An 18356-nucleotide genomic window follows, 5' to 3' on the forward strand; every position below is an offset into this window, starting at 1 on the left:
CTTGCCATCCGGCTCCACCACTGCCTTAGGCATCTTTATCTTCACTTCTCTTGCATTCTCAACAAATAATTCCATCTTCTTCACATCCTTCTTACTATCCGTCTCAATTCCGCTACTTACGTCAACTCCAAAGGGTTTCACAGCTTCTATGGCGCATCCAACATTGTCGGGGTCAAGGCCTCCTGCCAGGAAGAACGGCTTATTAAAGCCCTTTATCAGGTTCCAGTCAAAAGAAATCCCACTGCCCTTTCCAGTATCAAACATGATCATGTCTGCCTTGCTGCCCTTAGCAGCTTCAACACTATTCTGATCCGTCACCTTAAAAGCCTTGATAACTGGAATCCTGTCAGCCTGTAGCCTTCCAATATAGTCATTGTCCTCATGTCCATGTAGCTGAGCCACATCGATGACTCCTTCATTGAACAGCTCTCTGACCTTAGCCTCATCCTCATCCACAAAGACGCCTACAGACTTGATGTCCTTATTTAGTAGTCCCTTCAAATGCCTTGCCTGCTCCCTTGTGACGTTTCTAATGCTCTTATCATAAAAGACAAATCCTATATAATCCGGCTTTAATTCATTAGCCTTCTTGATGTCCTCATCTCTGGACAGTCCGCACAACTTGATAACTGCCATATTTCCTCCTGTCACATCCCCTTAAGTTCCATAAGCTTAGCCCTCTTATCCTCTGCCCTCATAAGGGTTTCTCCGATAAGAACCGCATTAACTCCGGCACTTCTAAGCTTATCTATGTCCTCTGCACTGCTGATGCCGCTTTCAGAAACAAAGGTGATATTCTCCGGCACCAGATCTCTGAGGGATGCACTGTTTCCTGTATCTACGCTAAAATCCTTAAGATTCCTGTTGTTAACCCCGATGAGTCTTGCGCCTGCCTTAATAGCCATCAGCACCTCATCCCTGTCGTGGGCCTCCACCAGCGCGCTGATTCCAAGCTCATCGCAGATGCCGATATATCTTTTTACATGTTCTGCTGAAAGAATGCTGCAGATTAGAAGCACCGCCTTAGCCCCCAGGACCTTGGCCTCGTAGATCATATACTCATCCACTGTGAAATCCTTGCGGATACAGGGAATGCTCACCGCCTCCGCAATCTCCCTAAGGTAATCGCTGCTTCCCAGGAACCACTTAGGCTCTGTAAGAACTGAGATGCAGTCAGCACCTGCCTTCTCATAGTCCCTTGCAATCCCCAGATAATCAAACTCTTCAGCAATCACGCCCTTTGAAGGGGAGGCCTTTTTGCATTCGCAGATAAAAGAAATTTCTTTTTTCCGAAGGGCCTTCTCAAACTCGAAGTCACCCTTTGGAAGGGCCAGGGCCTTGGCCTTCATCTCCTCAAGAGAAACCTGCATCTTGGCCTCTGCCACCCTTTCTCTTGCATGATCTGCTAAAAGAGCTAAGATATTATCCTTAGACATCATGCCACCTCTACAGCGCCTTCGTTGCTGACTTTGATGATCTCTTCAAGTGTTTCATAAGCTCTGCCTGAAGCAATAGCCTCCTTGGCAACTTCGATTCCCTCTGCAATGCTGGAAGCCTTGCCTCCGATGTAGAGGGAAGCGCCTGCATTTAAAAGAACTGCATCTGTCTTAGGTCCCTGTGCGCCCTTAAGGATCTGTCTTGTGATCTCTGCGTTCTCTTCTGGAGCACCGCCCTTAAGGTCGTCCTTGGTGCAGGTCTTAAAGCCGAAATCCTCAGGCTTGATCATATATGTTTTGTACCATCCGTCCTTGATCTCGCAGATCTTGGTTGGTGCGCTCATTGAGATTTCATCAAGCTTGTCCATTCCGTAGACAACCATGCCTCTCTTAACGCCAAGATTTATAAGAACCTGAGCCAGAGGCTCAACAAGATATTCATCGTAAACTCCAAGAAGCTGCATGCTTGGTGATGCTGGGTTTGTAAGAGGTCCAAGAATGTTGAACACTGTTCTGAAGCCAAGCTCACGTCTGATAGCGCCCACATACTTCATTGATGTGTGATACTTCTGAGCAAAGAAGAAGCACATTCCAGCCTTCTCAAGAAGCTCTACGCACTTCTCAGGATCCTGCTCGATGTTAACGCCAAGAGCTTCGAGGCAGTCAGCTGTTCCGCAAAGTGATGAAGCAGCTCTGTTACCGTGCTTAGCAACCTTCATGCCACAGGAAGCAGCCACAATTGCTGATGTTGTAGAAATGTTAAAGCTGCCTGCGTTGTCTCCGCCTGTTCCAACAATTTCAAAAACGTCCATATTTGTTTCTACCTTAGTTGCGTGATCTCTCATAGCTGCTGCGCAACCAGCGATCTCATCTGTAGTCTCAGCCTTTGCACTCTTTGTAGAAAGAGCTGACAAAAATGCGGCGTTCTGTGTTGGTGTGCTCTCACCGCTCATAATCTCATTCATTACTGCATAGGCCTCATCATATGTAAGGTCTCCCTTGTTAACGATTTTTACGATTGCTTCTTTGATCATTGTTTTGCCTCCTTTTGATGCTCTATCAAAGCTCTTTTACCTAACAAAAAAGTCCTTGATAGAAAACTTTATAGTTTCTATCAAGGACGAATATTTATAATCCGCGGTGCCACCTTGAATTCATAGACTGAATCTATGCGCTTTATGGATACCATCATATCCACGGCAACTAACGTATGCCCTACGTCGTAGAATACTCTGCTGCTTAGCATTTGACTACGCCCTCTGTGGTCCATTTGACAACTTGTTTCTCACCCATTCTCAGCTACCTGGGCTCTCTGTAAAGGCATCATTGCCGTTATCTCCACTTCATCGGTTTAAAGTGATTAAGTATTTAATTGTTTATTACTTTACTCTCTTGTTCCGGATACGTCAAGAGATTTTTTTATTATTATTCCGATACCTGCCGACAACAAATATGATCAACGTGATTTGATTCAGTTTATTATCAGCGAGTCTTGATCTTGAAGACTACTGGAAGGTCGCTTCTGAAGTCAGTAGTGATGTGAAGACCATCATCCTTACGTTCAAAGCTTGCCGGAACGTTGCCATCAAGAACTGTAACTTCATCGATGATTCCTGAGAATCCGCTGGAGTTAGCTGCGTCCTTCTCAAAGCCAAGGCTCTTGATCACATACTTGCCATCATCTGCTGCCTTTAAGGCAATTGCGTAGATGTTACCATGAGCAACTGTGAATCTGAAGTCCTCTGGTGTGTATGGAATCTTCTCTCTATCTGTGAACTGACCGCCCTTGGTGATGGTTGGTCCCTCCTGAGAGAACTTGTAAACCTTGCTTTCGTAGATAGCTTCGCCGTTTGCTGCGAGCCAGTCACCTACACCAAGAAGAGTCTTCTTATCCTCCTCAGAGATTGTTCCATCTGGCTTAGGGCCTACGTTTAACAGAAGGTTACCATTCTTGGATACGCAGTCAACAAGGTTGCAGATGATCTCCTCAGCGTCCTTGTAGTCGTTGTCTTCGATATAGCACCAGCTTCTTCTTCCGATGGCTGTATCTGTCTGCCAGATATATGGCTGTGCTGTTGCAAGAGCTCCTCTTTCTACATCAGGAACTGCGCAGCCAAAGGCAAAGGCATCGTGCTTGTAGTTGATAACGCCTACCTTGCCGATCTTTTCCATCTCGTTGTAGTAATATGCAGCCAGCTTCTGAAGGTATGGCTTCATGCAGGCTTCCTGGATCCACCAGTCAAAGTACAGGATCTCAGGGTGGTAGTTATCAATGATCTCTTTACATCTTGCAAACCAGTCGTCCATGAACTCCTTGGTTGGAGCAGGCTCTGCAAAAAGATCATAGTGATTCTCAGGCTCCTTCATAGCAGGCCAGTAAAGGCTGTTCTCATCGATAGAGTCATTGATATCGCTCTCAAACTCTCTTCCCTTGCTCATAAAGAACCAGTGCTCAATTCTGTGGGATGAGGCGCCAATACGCATGCCTCTTTCCTCAACGCTCTTCTTAAGAAGGCCAAGATAGTCCATCTTAGGACCCATGTCATAGGCATTCCACTTGGAGATGCTGCTCTTATACATAGCAAAGCCGTCGTGGTGCTCTGCCACAGGTACTACATACCTTGCTCCAGCTCTTTTGAAAAGATCTGCCCACTCATCGGCATTGAATTTCTCTGCCTTGAACATAGGAATGAAATCCTTGTATCCAAAGTCCTTGTGAGGACCATAGGTCTTAATGTGATGCTCGTATTCTCTGCTATCCTTAACGTACATGTTGCGAGAATACCACTCACTTCCAAAGGATGGCACGCTATATACTCCAAAGTGGATGAAGATGCCGAATCTTGCATCGCTATACCACTGTGGCACTCTGTAATTTGATAATGATTCCCAATCTGCTGTGTAGGTCATGTTTCCCTCCGTATTATCTCTCTAAATACAAGTAGTATAACAATTGGAAAAAGAAAAAACACTGTGATTCTTGTCCTGATTCCCCTAAAAAGTGCTACTTTTTGTTTTATCTTCTTTGTCGGGATAAAGAGCTTTACTTTTTTCAGTTTTTCAAATATACTCTAGATGAAAAGAAACGAGTTTGTTACCGTACAGCTATTGCTCAAGCGGGGTGCTTGTTTCTTTTTTTGTATTAACCATGTCATACAAATATAGCTTTCCATCTGATGCATGTCTTATTAGCATCTCTATTCTATAGACATTATATCCAATCAATTCGTTTTTCTCGTCATAAAGAGGTAACGCAAACCTCGTCGTAAATCTATACCAACCATACTTAGCATCATATCCATGCTTAGATTTATAATTATCTTGCCACCTTTTGTTCGTAGCATTCTCTATTAAGAATGGTATAACAGTAGTCGCATTAGCCTTGGCTTTTGCATTACCACCTCTTGTTCTTTTTGTATCTTCAGAACCTTTTAGTTCTTCAGGAAAGTCCGATCCAATATAAATAACATCAGATGTTTCGAGTACTTCATAGCTTTGCCCTATGTATTTTTTTAAATATCCCTGGACATTTTGCCAATCAATTCCTCTTCTCCCTTTAAATATAATGTCATTAACAATGACAATACTTTGCCCTTCGGGGTCTTTAATAATACTTACTTCCTGCATACAATATGCCTCCTTCAAATTATTTCTGTCCATTCATTGAAATTGGCATCTGCAAGAACTGCTCTGCCTTTCCAGATTGGATTAGAACTGCAAAAGATTTTTCGCAGCTTAGCTATGGTAACATACCCATCCATAAAAAACAAGAAGTGAGAAGCTTATTACGCTTCTCACTTCTAACGCTTACTTCTAAATTTCCAGCTTACTCTCAATTCCGTAGAAGTCCACGGTTCTTTCTTCACCGTTCTTAAGCCTAATGGTTACTGGGCCGTAGCCGCCGCACTTCTCGGGGTCGGTGTAGATTACTTCCTTTATTGGGAAGAGCTCATCCTCTGTGAAGTCGGACAGGTCCTCCTTGGTTATAACCTGAGAAATCAGGAAGTATGGCTCGTAGCCATATTGCTTCATTCTGGTGGTCTTACCATAGACAACAATTGAATTCTTGCTATCAGGGTTGGTGTCAGTGCTCTTTACAAGTTTTATCTCATCCCAGCCATCCATGATGGTCAGGGCAAGCTGCTTTTCTTTGCCAGTGTGGTCGTGGCCCTTGAGGATTATAGCCTTGTAGCTGTCCTTCTCCTTGGTGATGACCTCTGTTCCGTTATCAGGGAATCCAAAGGCTCCAAGTGTAAGCTCCACTGGGCGTCTAAAGAGTCTGATCTTGTCTGCACGAATCATTCCGTAGGAAACAGGAAAGTCAGCCAGATCTATTGCGGTTCTCCAGTGGGTCTCTGTCTGGGTCTCGTACTCAAAGAACTGTCTCCTATAGAGAACGCCATTCTTTTCTCCATGCCAGAGAGTCACGTTAGGAGTAAGGGCTAGCTCTTTTACCAGGGTCTTATTAGCTGAATCTGTTGATCCCTTGTCATCTTCTGCGCTTCCTTCTCTCATATACGTCAGCACATACTGCTGTGACTCAACCACATCCTGGGCACAGTTATCCACATCAGATGCAGAATTGGGCCTTGATTCCCACGGGAACTTGGTGTTATACACAAGCTTTCCATAGTTCCAGATGCCGTGAAGGTCTGTCTTATCCTTGACCATCTTGCCGCTACGAAGCTCGGTTATGCCGTTTGCCTCGTGATTAGCAAAGCAGAGCGCTGGTCCATCAAGGGTTGTAACCTTAGTCTCGCCCTTTGCAAGCTTCTCCCAGGTTCCGTTGTTTTCCTTAGCGGTCCAGAATGGGTGATCCGCTGGCAGATGCAGGCATAAAAGAGCTTTCGCAAGCCACATAGGTGACTCTGCGCAGGAATATCCCTGAACCAGAGGCACGAAGGGGCCGTAGAAGCCAAGGGTAGGCACGCCGTTCCAGAGGAAGTCATCTCTTTTAAGGAACTGCAAAAGGGAGCCTGAGCAGATGCGCCTTGCTCTGCCTGGGTCAGCCATAGAATTCCTCATCATGAGATTTCCGTCAAAAGAGCTGGTGGCTGCATTTCTATAGATTCCAGATCTGCCCCACATGTTGGTGAAGCCGTCGCGGTCGAACATGTCAGGGTAGGTCTCCATGAGCTTATTGGAGTTTTCCTCAAATTTGCCCGCAATGTAGGGCTCGTTGTCATAGCCATACCAGTTGTTCCAGATGGCGGTGTACATGTTAAAAGCCCAGCAGGAGTAGTAATCAAAGCTCTGACCATCTCTGTACCAGCCATCTCCAACGTAGTAGTGGAGGATGTTCTGGGCGTGGTCACGCATGATGTCTTTATCTATCTCATAGCCGTTCATATGAAGAAAGGCCATATCAAGCATGTTGAAAAGGCGCCAGTTCTGTGGAACCGTGTTGGAATGGGCAAAGTCAGATAAAAAAGCTGCTATCCTGTCCTTTTCTTCCTTGGTATAGGTGTCCCAGATCTGCTCCTTGCAAAGGTACAGGCAGATAACAAGGGCCGCAGTCTCAACAGTCTGCTGGTAGCAGGCGCAAGGGTTGTCGGATTTATCCAGAGCCCTCATGTCAGAATAATTAAGGACATAGTTAGGCGCATCCGGAGTAACTGCCTCAAGAACCTGTCTCTTGTAATAGTCGCGAACGTTAATGCCGTTTAGCACAAGGTCTGGCTTAATGGCAAGAAGTGGCGCAGATATGAAAAAAGATCTGCAAAGGCCCTCAAAGACCTCGGCTTTCTTACGCCATTCTGGTGCATCCTTAGATGGGTAAGTTACTTCTGTTTCATATCTTGGCATAACCACAGGGTCTGCTATGTCTTTGATGTTGCCAAATATTCCAGACAGCAGATACTCTGCGGCCTCGATCCAGCTCTCCCTTGTAAGACCTGTGTATGGGCTAAGTTCGTAATCTGTGTGTGTTGGAGAAAATACCATCGCTTTATCCTCGCAAGTATTTTGTATTTGGGGGAGTCATTGGGGACGGTTCTAGTTGACTCCTTTTTCAAAAAAAGGAGTCAACTAGAACCGTCCCCAATGACTCCTCAGAAAATAGTAAGCACTCTTCCATCCAGCTTCATCAGCGCTTCGATGTAGTAGTAGTCGCCGTAGATAATGGCAAACTCATGCTTCTCATCGTGGTAAGCTGCAGTGCACTTCTCAAGGATGTTGTCCTTATCAAGGCTGTAGTCACATCTCTTTTCATCCAGAGTCTTAAGAAGGTTAACTGCCATAGCCATGTACTTATCTGCCTTCTCCTGCTCTTTTCCAATACTCTCAAGAGCCTGGGCCAGTTCGATAAGTCCGCTGGCGATAATGGCTGATGCTGTGGAATCCTCTAATGTCACGTTCTCTGGCTGCCTGAAGTCCACTGGTATAAGGTAAGTGTCCTTGATCTCAGAAAGCACGTAATCAGCCACCTTCATGGAGGTTTCAAGGTATCTCTCATTCCCTGTGTACTTGTAGCTAAGAGCAAAGCCGTAAAGCGCCCAGCTCTGGCCTCTTGTCCAGGATGAACCTTCGCCAAAGCCCTGTCCGCCGTAGTCTCTAAGGTACTCTCCTGTAGCAGGGTCAAATCCAATAATATGCTTAACTGAGCCATCTTCTCTAATGAAGTTCTTCATGGCAGTATCAGCGTGGGCTACAGCAATTGCCTTGAATCTTGGGTCTCCCAGCTCTTTGGATGCCCAGTATAAAAGAGGCAGATTCATCATGCAGTCGATGATAGCCCAGCCTGTGGTATCTCTGTCATCGCCCCAGTCGTTCCAAGCTCTGATGAAATTGCCATTCATGTTGAATCTTCCAGCCAGATTGGCAGCGGCAAGAAGGCCTCTGTTGCGGGACTCCTTGTCACCAGTCAGCTTATAATTGATAACTGCTGTAGGCAGCCATCTAAAGCCTGCGTCATGATCCATTCCGTTATAGTCCATGAACGCAGCATCCATCTTCTCTTCCACGGCAATTGCTTCGCTCTTAAACTTCTCATTTCCTGAAAGTCTGTAGAGCTGCCATAATTCGCCGCCCCAAAATCCGTTGGTCCACCAGCAGATATCTTTTTTACCAGAACGGTCGTCGAATCTGCCGTTCTCATCTGTGGTATAAGGGATCTTACCAAGGTTACGGTCTACAACCTTCTCCATCTTGGCCTGCACTCTGTTAAGGGCCCTTACATACCAGTTCTCATCTCTTCTTTCCAGTTCCATTTCCTATACTCCCCGATTATGATAAATGCTTTTCCACACTATATCTCTTTTTCTGACTTCTTATCCACTGAAAATTCCAGTGAATTGCGCATTTCAGTGGATATCATCCACGAATTCTCTTGATATACATTCTGATTGATGTTGCTATCTCTTCATGTCCGCTCCACTCAGTGCTATCTGTCAGATCGCAGTACTTAAGGGCCTCATCGTAGTTACCTTCATAGCACTCAATCTGTGCGTAATCAAGGAACTTCTCAAGGCAGCCTGACTTAGCACAGTAAGCGCACATGTTGTCGCCTTCCATCTTGGAAACGTAATATCTGGCCTTATCCACATCTCCCATGAAAAGATAACACTCAGACAGTTCAGACAACTCAAGCCTGTTGTTATATCTCTGTCCATCCTCCACTGCTTCCTCAAGGGTAACGTGGTGCTGCCTACAGTAGGCATTGGCTGCAGAACAAAGGTCAAGGGCCTTCTTTGCATACGCGGCTGCTCCTTCATGGTCCCCAGCGTAAAAGCTAAGTCTCGCGAAATCCTTGGCGATGTATCTGGCTTCACAGGTTCCGAGAGCTCTTTTCATAAGCCACTCATCATTGCAGGCATCGTAGATTGCCTTCTGATCAGTGGTTGTAGCATATCCGTAGCTCAAAAGGCTTCTCATAAACTCGCCCAGCTTCTTAACATCTTTTACCCTGTTCTTGGTAATGTAGCTGATCTTATCAAGAGACTGTCTAAGGACAGACTGTGTCTCGTCTTCCGTAAGTATTCCAGGCACGTAGATTGCAAAGCTTAGAATCCACATGATCTTGTCGTGGTCCTTGGTAAGGTTCACTGACTTAACGCCTTCCTTAATGGCTGTTAGCTCCAAGTCTCCGCCCACAAGCTTAAACAAAACCTCTCTTGCAGAATGAATATCTCCAAGCTTAGCGTAGCACTGGATTGCGCAGGCATACAAGGCATCAAGAATATCGCTATAGGCCTTCTTGTCACCGTTCTGCATTTCAAGAAGTTGTCCCTCTCTCGTAAGAAGAACTTCAAGAGCTCTCTCGTACTCTAAGGTTACGTTACAGCACTTCATCATGCAAGGCCAGAAGGCAGGTGGGAACTGCATGTTGCCATTACTAAATGCAAAGTTCTCGCCCTGGAGCGTCATCTCAAAAGCTTCCCTAGCCATGTCATCATTGATTTCCTCAGCTGATGGGCACTTTCTGCAGGTCAGATATGAATAGTACAGGTTGAAAAGAACTCTCACCTTAGCTTCATTAAGCTCAGTGAAAGCCCAGTTCATGTCGTTTCTATCGATCATGTCCTTAAGTTCTGTAAAAAGAGCTATGGCGAATCTGGCATTTCCGTATCTGCAGTTAGCTACGCCTTCGCTGTAAAGAACGTCGTAAAGGCCGTTCTTGTCATCATCAAATTTATCTTTAAATCTGGCACAGTGCTTTTCCATAATCTTGAAAACTTCTATGCCGTTGTAACCATCTTCGTTAACAAGGTCGTAGCACCAGTCAATGATCTGCCTTGTCATGAAGGCATCCATGTACTCTTCATCCACGTTTACGATCAGGTCTGCAGTCCTTACTGCATCAATCATACGGTCCTTCTTGGCGTAGAATTCACTGATGTTTGCAAGGATAAAAGCATAATCTTGAAGAGCAAAAACCTCATCCTTGCGCTCTTCGTAGATTTTGATAGCCTCATTAAATCGTAGGCTACGTCTTGCTGCATCAAGGAAAATATCCCACTCACCCATGTCCATTTCCTTGAGAGAAGATAGCTCTTTTACCACACGGTCAGATACATCTGACAACAGCTTAATGGCATTTCTTGTCTCATAAACAAAGGCCATGAGCCTGTAATAGTAATAGGCATTCTTGTAATCCTTGTGCTTCTCGCAAACAAGACCTCTAAGTTCATAAACTCTGTATTCAAGGCAGAAGTAGCGGATCTGGTGTCTCTCATCAGGAACCTCTTCTCTGTAGAGGTCAAAAAGCTCTTCCTCCTGCTCCTTGTTAAGCTTTCCAGCAAGGAAATCTCTTCTCTTAGCCCAGAAAACAAGCCATGGATGAACCATGCCAGAATTAGCTATGGCACCGTAAGCAGCTTCCGGGTCTTCAATATTGGATTCTGGGTGCATAAGCTCTTTTATGGTGTTAATAAACAGGTCAACCACGCCGTTTTCGTCGTAGGCTGGTGTGCCGATCAGAAGTGTATAATCGAAATCTGTGTACTCGTCAAAGGCCTTGGCTGCAGCAAAGTTCAGGAAGCCATCAGGACAGTACTTGGCAAGCTCGTCCTTGTGCTCTCTAAGGCCAAAGAGCTCGTCTATTACTGCGTAGACTTCGTTTGGCATCATGTAGTGAACGGGGATGTATTTAAAAAAGATCTCTCTTACTTCTTCAAAATTCTCCTCTGTGATCAGTGTTGGATCAGCAAATAATTCCCGCCAGCAATCGGGGTTGATCCTATCTCTGTAAGTCTTGTAAAGCTGGTCTAATTTTGTTGCAAATGTAGCGGTGTTACTCATGTTTCTTGTGTCTTTCCTTCTTGTAATTTATTGTGGCTGTGCGGATAATTCCGAGAGCCGGATGTATGGCTGTGCGGACGACTGTGAAGGTGTCCATCAGCGCTTCACTTGATATCAAGCCTAATATCGTCAGACTTATTCAGTGTCAGCAATATCCTATAAACTGGATGTTTCCAGGCAATGGCGAGGCGTTCATCCTCAATCGGGTATTCTTGGATTTGAGCTTTGGTGACGCCGGTAACAGTGATGGTGCCTAGAGTTCCGACATTTACTACCACTTCAGCAGATTCGTTGCTACTTACTGCGGATTCATTCACCAGATTGGCACTATTATCGCTGACTATCTCTGGCTTCTCATAGGTCATGAGGCTCAAGAATGCGTCTGCGTCGCCGTCGTAGTGATCTCTTACCACAACGCCCTGGCCCTTAATGAGGCTGACTTCTCGGATGTAGCTGAGGATGCGGAAATCATCGTAGGCGCCGGCGATATCCATCTTAAGAGATGAGATTTCTTTTCCGTCATTAGTTGATCCATCCAGTGAATCACTGCCACCAGCACTTTCCACTCCCGTTCCAGTTCCCTCTGTGCTTTGCTTCACTCCGTTCCTACACAGGATGCATGTCACGTCCTTGGCTCCGTACTGGGCTCCGTCCTTCTCCATGATGAGAGCTGCGTTCTGGCCCCTATCGATGAAGGTTGGCAGATTGTGGAACTGGGACTGCATGGTCCAGATGTCATAACGCCTGTCGGAGAAGGTCTTGGCGGTATAAGTTCCTACGCCCAGGTCGATGATGAAGGGCTTTCCGTCTTTATAGATGGTAAAAGAGCCCACATCATTGTGATTGTGACTATCTCCGTTGTTACCTGCCTTGGTGGCCAGCACGAATCTGCTATCCCGGGCCACCATAAGTCCGATGCTATCAAGGAACACGTCCTCTGCGCCGGCTGAAACAGGCTTATATTCTTCAATCTCCTTCATGGCAAAGGCCTGAAGAGCACGATAAAAGAGATTGATCTCATCATCTATTGCGCGCCCCTCAGAGAGGTCTGCCATCACATCCTTGGCTGCCAGTGACATAAGGGCAGAGTCTCCCACATACTTACCAAAGAGAAACTCCCTAGCGGTGCGCCTTCCGGGAAGGGCACTGCAGTCTGCAAAGTTAATATAGTAATCTCCACAGGCGTGAACCTTAGAGATGTAGGTTGCTATGTTTTTGATAAGCTGCTCACTGTATATCTTATCGAATCCCAAAGAACTAGCAAGATCAATTCTACTGTCTAAACAGTTTGCACTATCACTTTCATTTCTAGCGTCACTGAGCTCTGACAGATCATTCACCACACCATCCTCAATAGCCCCACTCATAACTTCCAGGCATCCAAAGAGGCAAAGCCCTGCATGGGAGTAGTACTGCGCACCCTCACTGCAGGCGCCGTCGTCGCCGTAGTCCTTAAGGAAGTAGTCGCAGGAAGCAGCAGCCTTCTGCAAATATTCTAATCTCTTTTCCTCAGAAAAATAGCTCTTTTCTCTGGTAAAGGCGCACAGAAGCACGTTCTGTACGCACCACACGGTCCAGTTGCACATAGGCTCATCGCCATTTCCCATCCACCAGAAATGCTGGGTCTCGTAAGGGGTAAAGATCCTCTCTCGTAGCCTATCGTTGACATAGCCTGAAATGTATGGGCTGATCTCGCTAAACACCGGCCTTAGCAGGTATTCAACAAAGGCCACAAAGGCTCCGCTCTCCGCATCAAAAAGATCTATGATGGGCCTTGTCACATCGGGCATTGGCTCCTGCTCTTTGTCCCTTTCATAGCTTGTGTGGGGAGGCAGGCACCAGGTGGTCTCCTCCAGAATGAGGTACAGGCCATCCAGGATATCCTCCACAAATCTGCCCTTATTCTCCACGCACTCAGCCATCACCAGTTTTCCCAGCTTGCGCCTACGGGGGAAGTACTTGTCCTCAAACTTAACCCGGTTTCCGTTTTTCTTAAATTCTCTAAAGTCAGAAATAAGAAGAGCAGTCCAGGGTTCCTCCTTAGCACGCTCTCCTTGTTCTATCAGTAGCTTCTTATAATCATCTGGAATTGCCTCCCAGGCCTTTCTATCGGAAATGTCTGGGATCCGGGTGTATAGCCCGCTGCCAGATGCTGTCTGCACGTATCTTTTAACAATATCTGCACTCTTATTCATAGATAACAAGCTCCATCACTCTTCAGCTTCTGTTCCGTAGACCTCGATCTGTGTCAGGGCTGGGAATGGACTTGGATCATCAGCCTTGATCAGTTCTCCAAGCTTAAGCCACCTGATTCCGCGCTTCTCGATGTGGAAAACATGGGGCTCTTCCACCTTCTTCTCCATTTCCACTATTTCTTTTGACCCATCAGAAAATGTGAAGGTGCCCTTGATCCACCAGTTATCGTGGGGAAAATCCGCTCTTGTATAAAGAACTATCTGGTCGATATCCACTTCCCTGCCAAAGTCCAGGGTAAACTCAGCATCATCCTGTCTGTTGATGCCCCAGGATTCGTAGGGCCACTCTCCATGGGAAAGGGTGGCTATATTGCCGTCTATTGCGTTTCTTGCAGCAAACACAGCTTCTCCTCTGGTCTCCACGTTGGCTGAGGCATGTGGATAAACGCCGGTACCTTCGTGCTGATCAAAGGGGTTAAGAGCCAGATTCCTGTAGCCCTCCACTTCAAAGGAAAAGGCCTTTCTTATGGACACAACATGTCTGTTTCCAAAGAATGCCAGCGGATTGTAGCTGGTCTTTTTCTCATAAAAAGGAACAGGAAACTCAACCGTATCCTGTTCGATAAGCACAAGGGCCGGATCAATGGCTGCGTCAACCTTGACCACATAGAATTCTCCAGGTGTAATGCCGGAAAACTCTATAACATCGCCCTTTCTATATTCTCCATCCCAGGCAAGAACTACGGAATTCTCTCCCTCGTTCTGAGCCTTAGGCACATGATCCCAATCGTTAAATACTGTTATTTTCATACCTTGTCCCCGAATCGGTGTCGCACTGCTCTAACTCTGCGCTAACGAACACCTGTAATCTCAATTCCCGCAAAGTCTCTTATCTTGTGGATAAAAAGACATTCTCTCTGATAGCCGCTTCATCATCCGGATAAAGATCAAGATAATTGGCCATCATAGATGATGCTGTAGCGAAATCGCCCATGTACTCATAGGCTGTGATCTCATTGAGCATAAGAGCCTGATTAAGCTCCTTATCATCAACGGCAATTCCCAGTTCAAAAGAAGAAATGGCGCCGTTATAGTCTCCCTGCTTGATCTGGCACATACCGAGCTGGTTGTAAACTCTGGCACTGGCCGGATTCTCACTTAAATAGGTCTTGTAAACGCTGACAGCGTAGTTGTAATCGCCCTGCTTCTCGCCTGTCATACCCAGCATCAGAACCACTGGCTCTTTTTCCTGATCTCTCTCATTCCTGGCAGCCTCAAGATAGCTCTGGGCCTCAGCGTTATTCCCCAGGTAAAAAGAAATCTGACCCTTCTCAAAGTTGGTCATATGACTGCTACCCTGATCCATTGCAGTCTGCAGGATCGATGTAGCCTCTTCCTCATAGCCGTACTCAGCCAGAGACTTGTAAATCATGATGATCATGGTGTAATCCCTTGAATTAAGGGCTATTGCTTTAGAAAAATCTGATTTGGCGCTGTCGTGATTGTCTGATGCCAATTCGCAGACGCCTCGTAAATAGAAGGCCTGGCTGTCCTTACCCTTAAGGCTCAGGATGGCATCGTAGACTTCCTTAGCCTTCTCGTACTCGCCCAGGTTGTAGTAGGCCTCTGCCAGGTAATAGTTGGTGTCAAAGTCCATGTCGTCAACTATTCCCTCATCAGCAGCAAGAGAAGCCAGAAGCTCCGTTACAGCCTTCTGACTCTCGCCACTTCTAAGATATGCAATTCCGCGGCCTCTATGAATAAGACATGGGTCCTCGCCGTTCTTCTCAGCCTCATCGAAGCTTGAAAGAGCGTTTGTGTACTCATGACTTTCAATATATGCAAATCCTGAATCTATGTTGTGTCTTCCTGAAAGGCTCCCACACCCCACAAGAAGCGCGGCCATAGCCACGATCAAAGCCGTTTGTCTTAATTTCATACCGTACTGTATCCCCCAACCAGTGATCAGCCAAGGTAAGCAATTACCTCAACTTCGCAAAGAACATTTCTTGGAAGCTGCTTAACAGCTACACAACTCCTTGCTGGCTTTCCTGTAAAATACTTCTCATATACTGCGTTAAATGCAGCAAAGTCGCTCATCTCAGCAAGGAAACATGTTGTCTTAACAACGTGCTCATAGTCTGTTCCTGCTGCCTTAAGGATTTCTCCAATATTTCTGCAAACTCTGTCTGCCTGATCTGTAATAGTTGTAGCGTCAATCTCTCCATCCTCAGGATTGATTGGAATCTGTCCTGATGCATAGAGGAAATCTCCTGCCTTAATTGCCTGTGAATAAGGTCCGATAGCTGCTGGTGCCTTGTCTGTTGAAATGTACTCCATAATGATGCCTCCTTAAATGTGATATATGGCTCAAAAAACTGCCGTTACGTAGAATCCCCTGTCGTTCTCCTCGACCTTCGTAACAACACCTTCTCTTTCTAGCATTCTCTCCCTGAATGGGTAATTACCTGACATTGCAAGGGAAGGATCAATTGTATAGTAGTAATTACTTGGAAGTACACCCTCGGTCACAGTGACCTTGTCTCCCTCGTGAAGAAGTCCCGGGCGCTCCATCTTAAAAACCATCTCTCTAGACATTTTACCACCGCCTCAAGTTAATATGTAGTATTTACTTTACGATCGCATGCTGCAGTAGGAACTGATACCATCTATCATAGGATGCTGCCTTAAGATGAACACCATCAAAGGAAAGATCCGCGAGAAGATTGCCATTCTCGTCATCTACCGCCTCATTCATATCGATGTAGAATATAGTCTTGTTATCAGCCAGCTGAGAAAGCGCCTCATTACGGCTATTAATGTTGGCGTTGTTGAAGTGCTTATCATTCTCACTCTTATTCTCAGTAACATGCATGATTCCCTGAATATAGATGATGGCATCTGGCTGAAGCTCTCTGATTCTGTCAATGACAGCCATGTAATCTTCAGCGTAGCTCTCTGGTGTGCCACCGCCTATCTCGTTAAGTCCAAGCATGATATAAATCTTGGCATACTGCTTCTCAGAAAGGGCCTGCTCAACGCTTATCTTACCTTCATCAGTCTTGATAAAAGGCTCAGTAAGCGATTTGTATAAAGTAAGAGAAACCTTGGCATAGAAGGTTGCCCTTTCATCAAGCTCCTGGCAGTACTCAGAAAGTCCAACGGTTCTGGAATCTCCTATAAACAGTGCATCACAAAAGTAATCAGGATCAACCTCAGTAAACTCATAGGTTCTATCTGCATCATTGCCTGATACATCGTTACCTGAGATATCATTGCCGGATATGTCATTACCTGAAATGTCATTACCTGACACGCTTAGCTCTTCATTTGTTGTACTGTCAAAAGAACTGTCTACTGAAGCCTCAGCAACAGCACCAATTTCCTGCATATCTACAGGAGGGACCTGACTCCAGGGATATAATCCATCTCTGGCTCCCTTAAATACAAGAGAGAAATAAGGCGCAGTTCCAGGATCAAAGCCTTCTCTGGCATCTGCATAAACAGTTGTATCAAGACTATGCGCTAAAACCGATAATATAATTGTTGTAACAGCTGTGCCCACCAGCAGCGGACACGATCTTAACCACTTCATTACTAATACTCTTTCTATAAATCAACCCACATCAAAAACTAAAATACATAAACGGATTTCCTGCTGCGTTGGAAAGGCTGTAAACACTTACCCAAAACAGAATGAACAGGAAAATCTTGGATAAAGGATGCTTTCTATGGGCATCCCAGAACTTATACACAGCAGGGATCATAAGAATAAAACCAACTGCCAGTAAGTACCAATATATGCTTACATTCTTCATGAAGTCTCCCTGATTAACAGAGGTTCCCTCACCAAAGAACGGAAACAGTCTCTTGAAATACGTTATCAAAAGATTGAAATCAGATATAGCAAAAATCACCCAGGTAAGTGGAATGATCACAAGAACATTGATTTTACCGATGACCTTGCCAAGAAACTTAGGAAGCTTAGCAAATACCAGGTATTTCTCAATAACAATCACAAGGAACAAAATCATGCCCCAAAGAATGAAATTGGCTGTGGTTCCATGCCAGATTCCTGTGATGATCCATACTACAAACAAATTAAGGATAGTCCTAAAGGTACCCTTTCTGCTGCCTCCAAGAGGAATGTACACATAATCTCTAAACCATGAGCCTAAGGTTGCATGCCATCTTCTGTAGAATTCAGAAATACTAAAGGATCCGTAAGGATGATCAAAGTTAACAATAAATGGGAACCCGATCATAACGCCTATTCCTGCTGCCATGAGTGAATAGCCCCAGAAATCAAAGAAAAGTTCCATTGTGTAAGCATAGGCTCCAAGCCAAGCAAGCATGGTGGAAATACTCTCATATCCGATGGTTCCTACTTCCTTCCAGAGCATAGCCAGGTGGTCAGCAATAAGGACCTTCATTCCAAGGCCCACTGCAAAGTAGGAAAAACCATCCTCAAGCCTTTCAAGGGTCTTGATAAAAGGAGACTTCTCTTCCTTATCATCTAAGGAAAGCATCTCTACGCCCTCAAGTTCTTCCTGAAGAAGTTCATTCTTTTCATAATCTGAATAACGCATGATAGGGCCAGATACAACCTGAGGGAACATGCAGAAGTATGCCGCTGTGTCCCTGAATGTAGGTTTTTCTTTTATCTGACCATTGTAAAGATCTGCCTGGAAAGCAATCATCTTAAAGGTAAAAAAGCTGATTCCTATAGGCATAAGACTACTGTCAACCACGTGTCCTAAGAACTTAAACTCCGCCAGCATAAGCGCGTCAATGGCCACAATAAAGAAAAGAAGGCCCTTTTTATGCAGCGTCATGGTTCCTGCAAACAGGTAGTTGACTACTACGGCTCCCACGAGAACCGGAAGCATCCTAAGATCACCAACGCCGTAAAAAACCAGACTTCCAATAAGCAAAGTCCAAGTCCTGTACTTCACTGGTGTTACATAGAATGCAATTAGAAAAACAG

General features: G+C 45.4%; 14 protein-coding genes, 1 pseudogene and 1 other annotated feature. All 15 genes and pseudogenes read right to left on the minus strand.

The window, feature by feature from the left end; translation table 11 throughout:
- Nucleotides 1-66: 66 nt before the first annotated feature.
- A pseudogene (locus T541_RS22140) lies at nt 67-636 on the minus strand (phosphoribosylanthranilate isomerase); the annotation flags it as partial.
- A gap of 11 nt (nt 637-647) precedes the next feature.
- Nucleotides 648-1439 carry an indole-3-glycerol phosphate synthase TrpC gene (gene trpC / locus T541_RS0111805; RefSeq protein ID WP_051538223.1) on the minus strand — a complete coding sequence of 264 codons (792 nt, stop codon included), beginning with the start codon at nt 1437-1439 and terminating at the stop codon, nt 648-650.
- Nucleotides 1436-2470, minus strand: a complete 1035-nt coding sequence (gene trpD, locus T541_RS0111810) for an anthranilate phosphoribosyltransferase (RefSeq protein ID WP_026652928.1) — start codon at nt 2468-2470, stop codon at nt 1436-1438. The genes trpC and trpD overlap by 4 nt, the downstream gene beginning before the upstream one ends.
- Before the next feature lie 79 nt (nt 2471-2549).
- Nucleotides 2550-2792, minus strand: a binding site (T-box leader).
- 126 nt (nt 2793-2918) lie between these two features.
- Nucleotides 2919-4346: an alpha-L-fucosidase gene (locus T541_RS19485; RefSeq protein ID WP_051538224.1), complete on the minus strand. Its 1428-nt coding sequence runs from the start codon at nt 4344-4346 to the stop codon at nt 2919-2921.
- A gap of 195 nt (nt 4347-4541) precedes the next feature.
- Nucleotides 4542-5063, minus strand: coding sequence for a hypothetical protein (locus T541_RS0111820; protein ID WP_026652929.1), 522 nt, complete (start codon nt 5061-5063; stop codon nt 4542-4544).
- 186 nt (nt 5064-5249) lie between these two features.
- Nucleotides 5250-7379, minus strand: a complete 2130-nt coding sequence (locus T541_RS0111825; RefSeq protein ID WP_026652930.1) for a DUF2264 domain-containing protein — start codon at nt 7377-7379, stop codon at nt 5250-5252.
- Between the two features lie 107 nt (nt 7380-7486).
- Nucleotides 7487-8644 carry a glycoside hydrolase family 88 protein gene (locus T541_RS0111830; RefSeq protein ID WP_026652931.1) on the minus strand — a complete coding sequence of 386 codons (1158 nt, stop codon included), beginning with the start codon at nt 8642-8644 and terminating at the stop codon, nt 7487-7489.
- Nucleotides 8645-8747: 103 nt separating this feature from the next.
- A complete protein-coding gene (locus T541_RS0111835) occupies nt 8748-11174 on the minus strand; it encodes a hypothetical protein (RefSeq protein WP_026652932.1) in 2427 nt (808 codons plus the stop codon).
- A 104-nt stretch (nt 11175-11278) separates the two neighbouring features.
- The gene (locus tag T541_RS19490; protein WP_051538225.1) at nt 11279-13369 is read right to left on the minus strand and encodes a heparinase II/III domain-containing protein; all 2091 of its coding nucleotides are present in this window, start codon (nt 13367-13369) and stop codon (nt 11279-11281) included.
- Between the two features lie 15 nt (nt 13370-13384).
- Nucleotides 13385-14179, minus strand: coding sequence for a DUF7402 domain-containing protein (locus tag T541_RS0111845; protein ID WP_026652933.1), 795 nt, complete (start codon nt 14177-14179; stop codon nt 13385-13387).
- A gap of 79 nt (nt 14180-14258) precedes the next feature.
- Nucleotides 14259-15308 carry a tetratricopeptide repeat protein gene (locus T541_RS0111850; RefSeq protein WP_081779955.1) on the minus strand — a complete coding sequence of 350 codons (1050 nt, stop codon included), beginning with the start codon at nt 15306-15308 and terminating at the stop codon, nt 14259-14261.
- Between the two features lie 26 nt (nt 15309-15334).
- Nucleotides 15335-15709 (minus strand): RidA family protein, encoded by a 375-nt coding sequence (locus T541_RS0111855; protein ID WP_026652935.1) that lies wholly within the window; start codon nt 15707-15709, stop codon nt 15335-15337.
- A 30-nt stretch (nt 15710-15739) separates the two neighbouring features.
- Entirely contained in the window at nt 15740-15967 is a 228-nt protein-coding gene (locus T541_RS0111860) for a hypothetical protein (protein ID WP_026652936.1), read from the minus strand.
- A gap of 31 nt (nt 15968-15998) precedes the next feature.
- Nucleotides 15999-16964, minus strand: a complete 966-nt coding sequence (locus tag T541_RS0111865; RefSeq protein WP_026652937.1) for a GDSL-type esterase/lipase family protein — start codon at nt 16962-16964, stop codon at nt 15999-16001.
- Between the two features lie 31 nt (nt 16965-16995).
- Entirely contained in the window at nt 16996-18303 is a 1308-nt protein-coding gene (locus T541_RS0111870) for an MBOAT family O-acyltransferase (protein WP_242840778.1), read from the minus strand.
- Between the last annotated feature and the right edge of the window lie 53 nt (nt 18304-18356).

This window comes from Butyrivibrio proteoclasticus P6B7 (assembly GCF_000622085.1).
GTDB classification, from domain to species: domain Bacteria; phylum Bacillota; class Clostridia; order Lachnospirales; family Lachnospiraceae; genus Butyrivibrio; species Butyrivibrio proteoclasticus_A.

Coding starts and splice junctions, on each gene's coding strand:
- trpC (WP_051538223.1), bottom strand. CDS start 1,439: ATGATGTCTAAGGATAATATCTTAGCTCTTTTAGCAGATCATGCAAGA.
- trpD (WP_026652928.1), bottom strand. CDS start 2,470: ATGATCAAAGAAGCAATCGTAAAAATCGTTAACAAGGGAGACCTTACA.
- T541_RS19485 (WP_051538224.1), bottom strand. CDS start 4,346: ATGACCTACACAGCAGATTGGGAATCATTATCAAATTACAGAGTGCCA.
- T541_RS0111820 (WP_026652929.1), bottom strand. CDS start 5,063: ATGCAGGAAGTAAGTATTATTAAAGACCCCGAAGGGCAAAGTATTGTC.
- T541_RS0111825 (WP_026652930.1), bottom strand. CDS start 7,379: ATGGTATTTTCTCCAACACACACAGATTACGAACTTAGCCCATACACA.
- T541_RS0111830 (WP_026652931.1), bottom strand. CDS start 8,644: ATGGAACTGGAAAGAAGAGATGAGAACTGGTATGTAAGGGCCCTTAAC.
- T541_RS0111835 (WP_026652932.1), bottom strand. CDS start 11,174: ATGAGTAACACCGCTACATTTGCAACAAAATTAGACCAGCTTTACAAG.
- T541_RS19490 (WP_051538225.1), bottom strand. CDS start 13,369: ATGAATAAGAGTGCAGATATTGTTAAAAGATACGTGCAGACAGCATCT.
- T541_RS0111845 (WP_026652933.1), bottom strand. CDS start 14,179: ATGAAAATAACAGTATTTAACGATTGGGATCATGTGCCTAAGGCTCAG.
- T541_RS0111850 (WP_081779955.1), bottom strand. CDS start 15,308: ATGAAATTAAGACAAACGGCTTTGATCGTGGCTATGGCCGCGCTTCTT.
- T541_RS0111855 (WP_026652935.1), bottom strand. CDS start 15,709: ATGGAGTACATTTCAACAGACAAGGCACCAGCAGCTATCGGACCTTAT.
- T541_RS0111860 (WP_026652936.1), bottom strand. CDS start 15,967: ATGTCTAGAGAGATGGTTTTTAAGATGGAGCGCCCGGGACTTCTTCAC.
- T541_RS0111865 (WP_026652937.1), bottom strand. CDS start 16,964: ATGAAGTGGTTAAGATCGTGTCCGCTGCTGGTGGGCACAGCTGTTACA.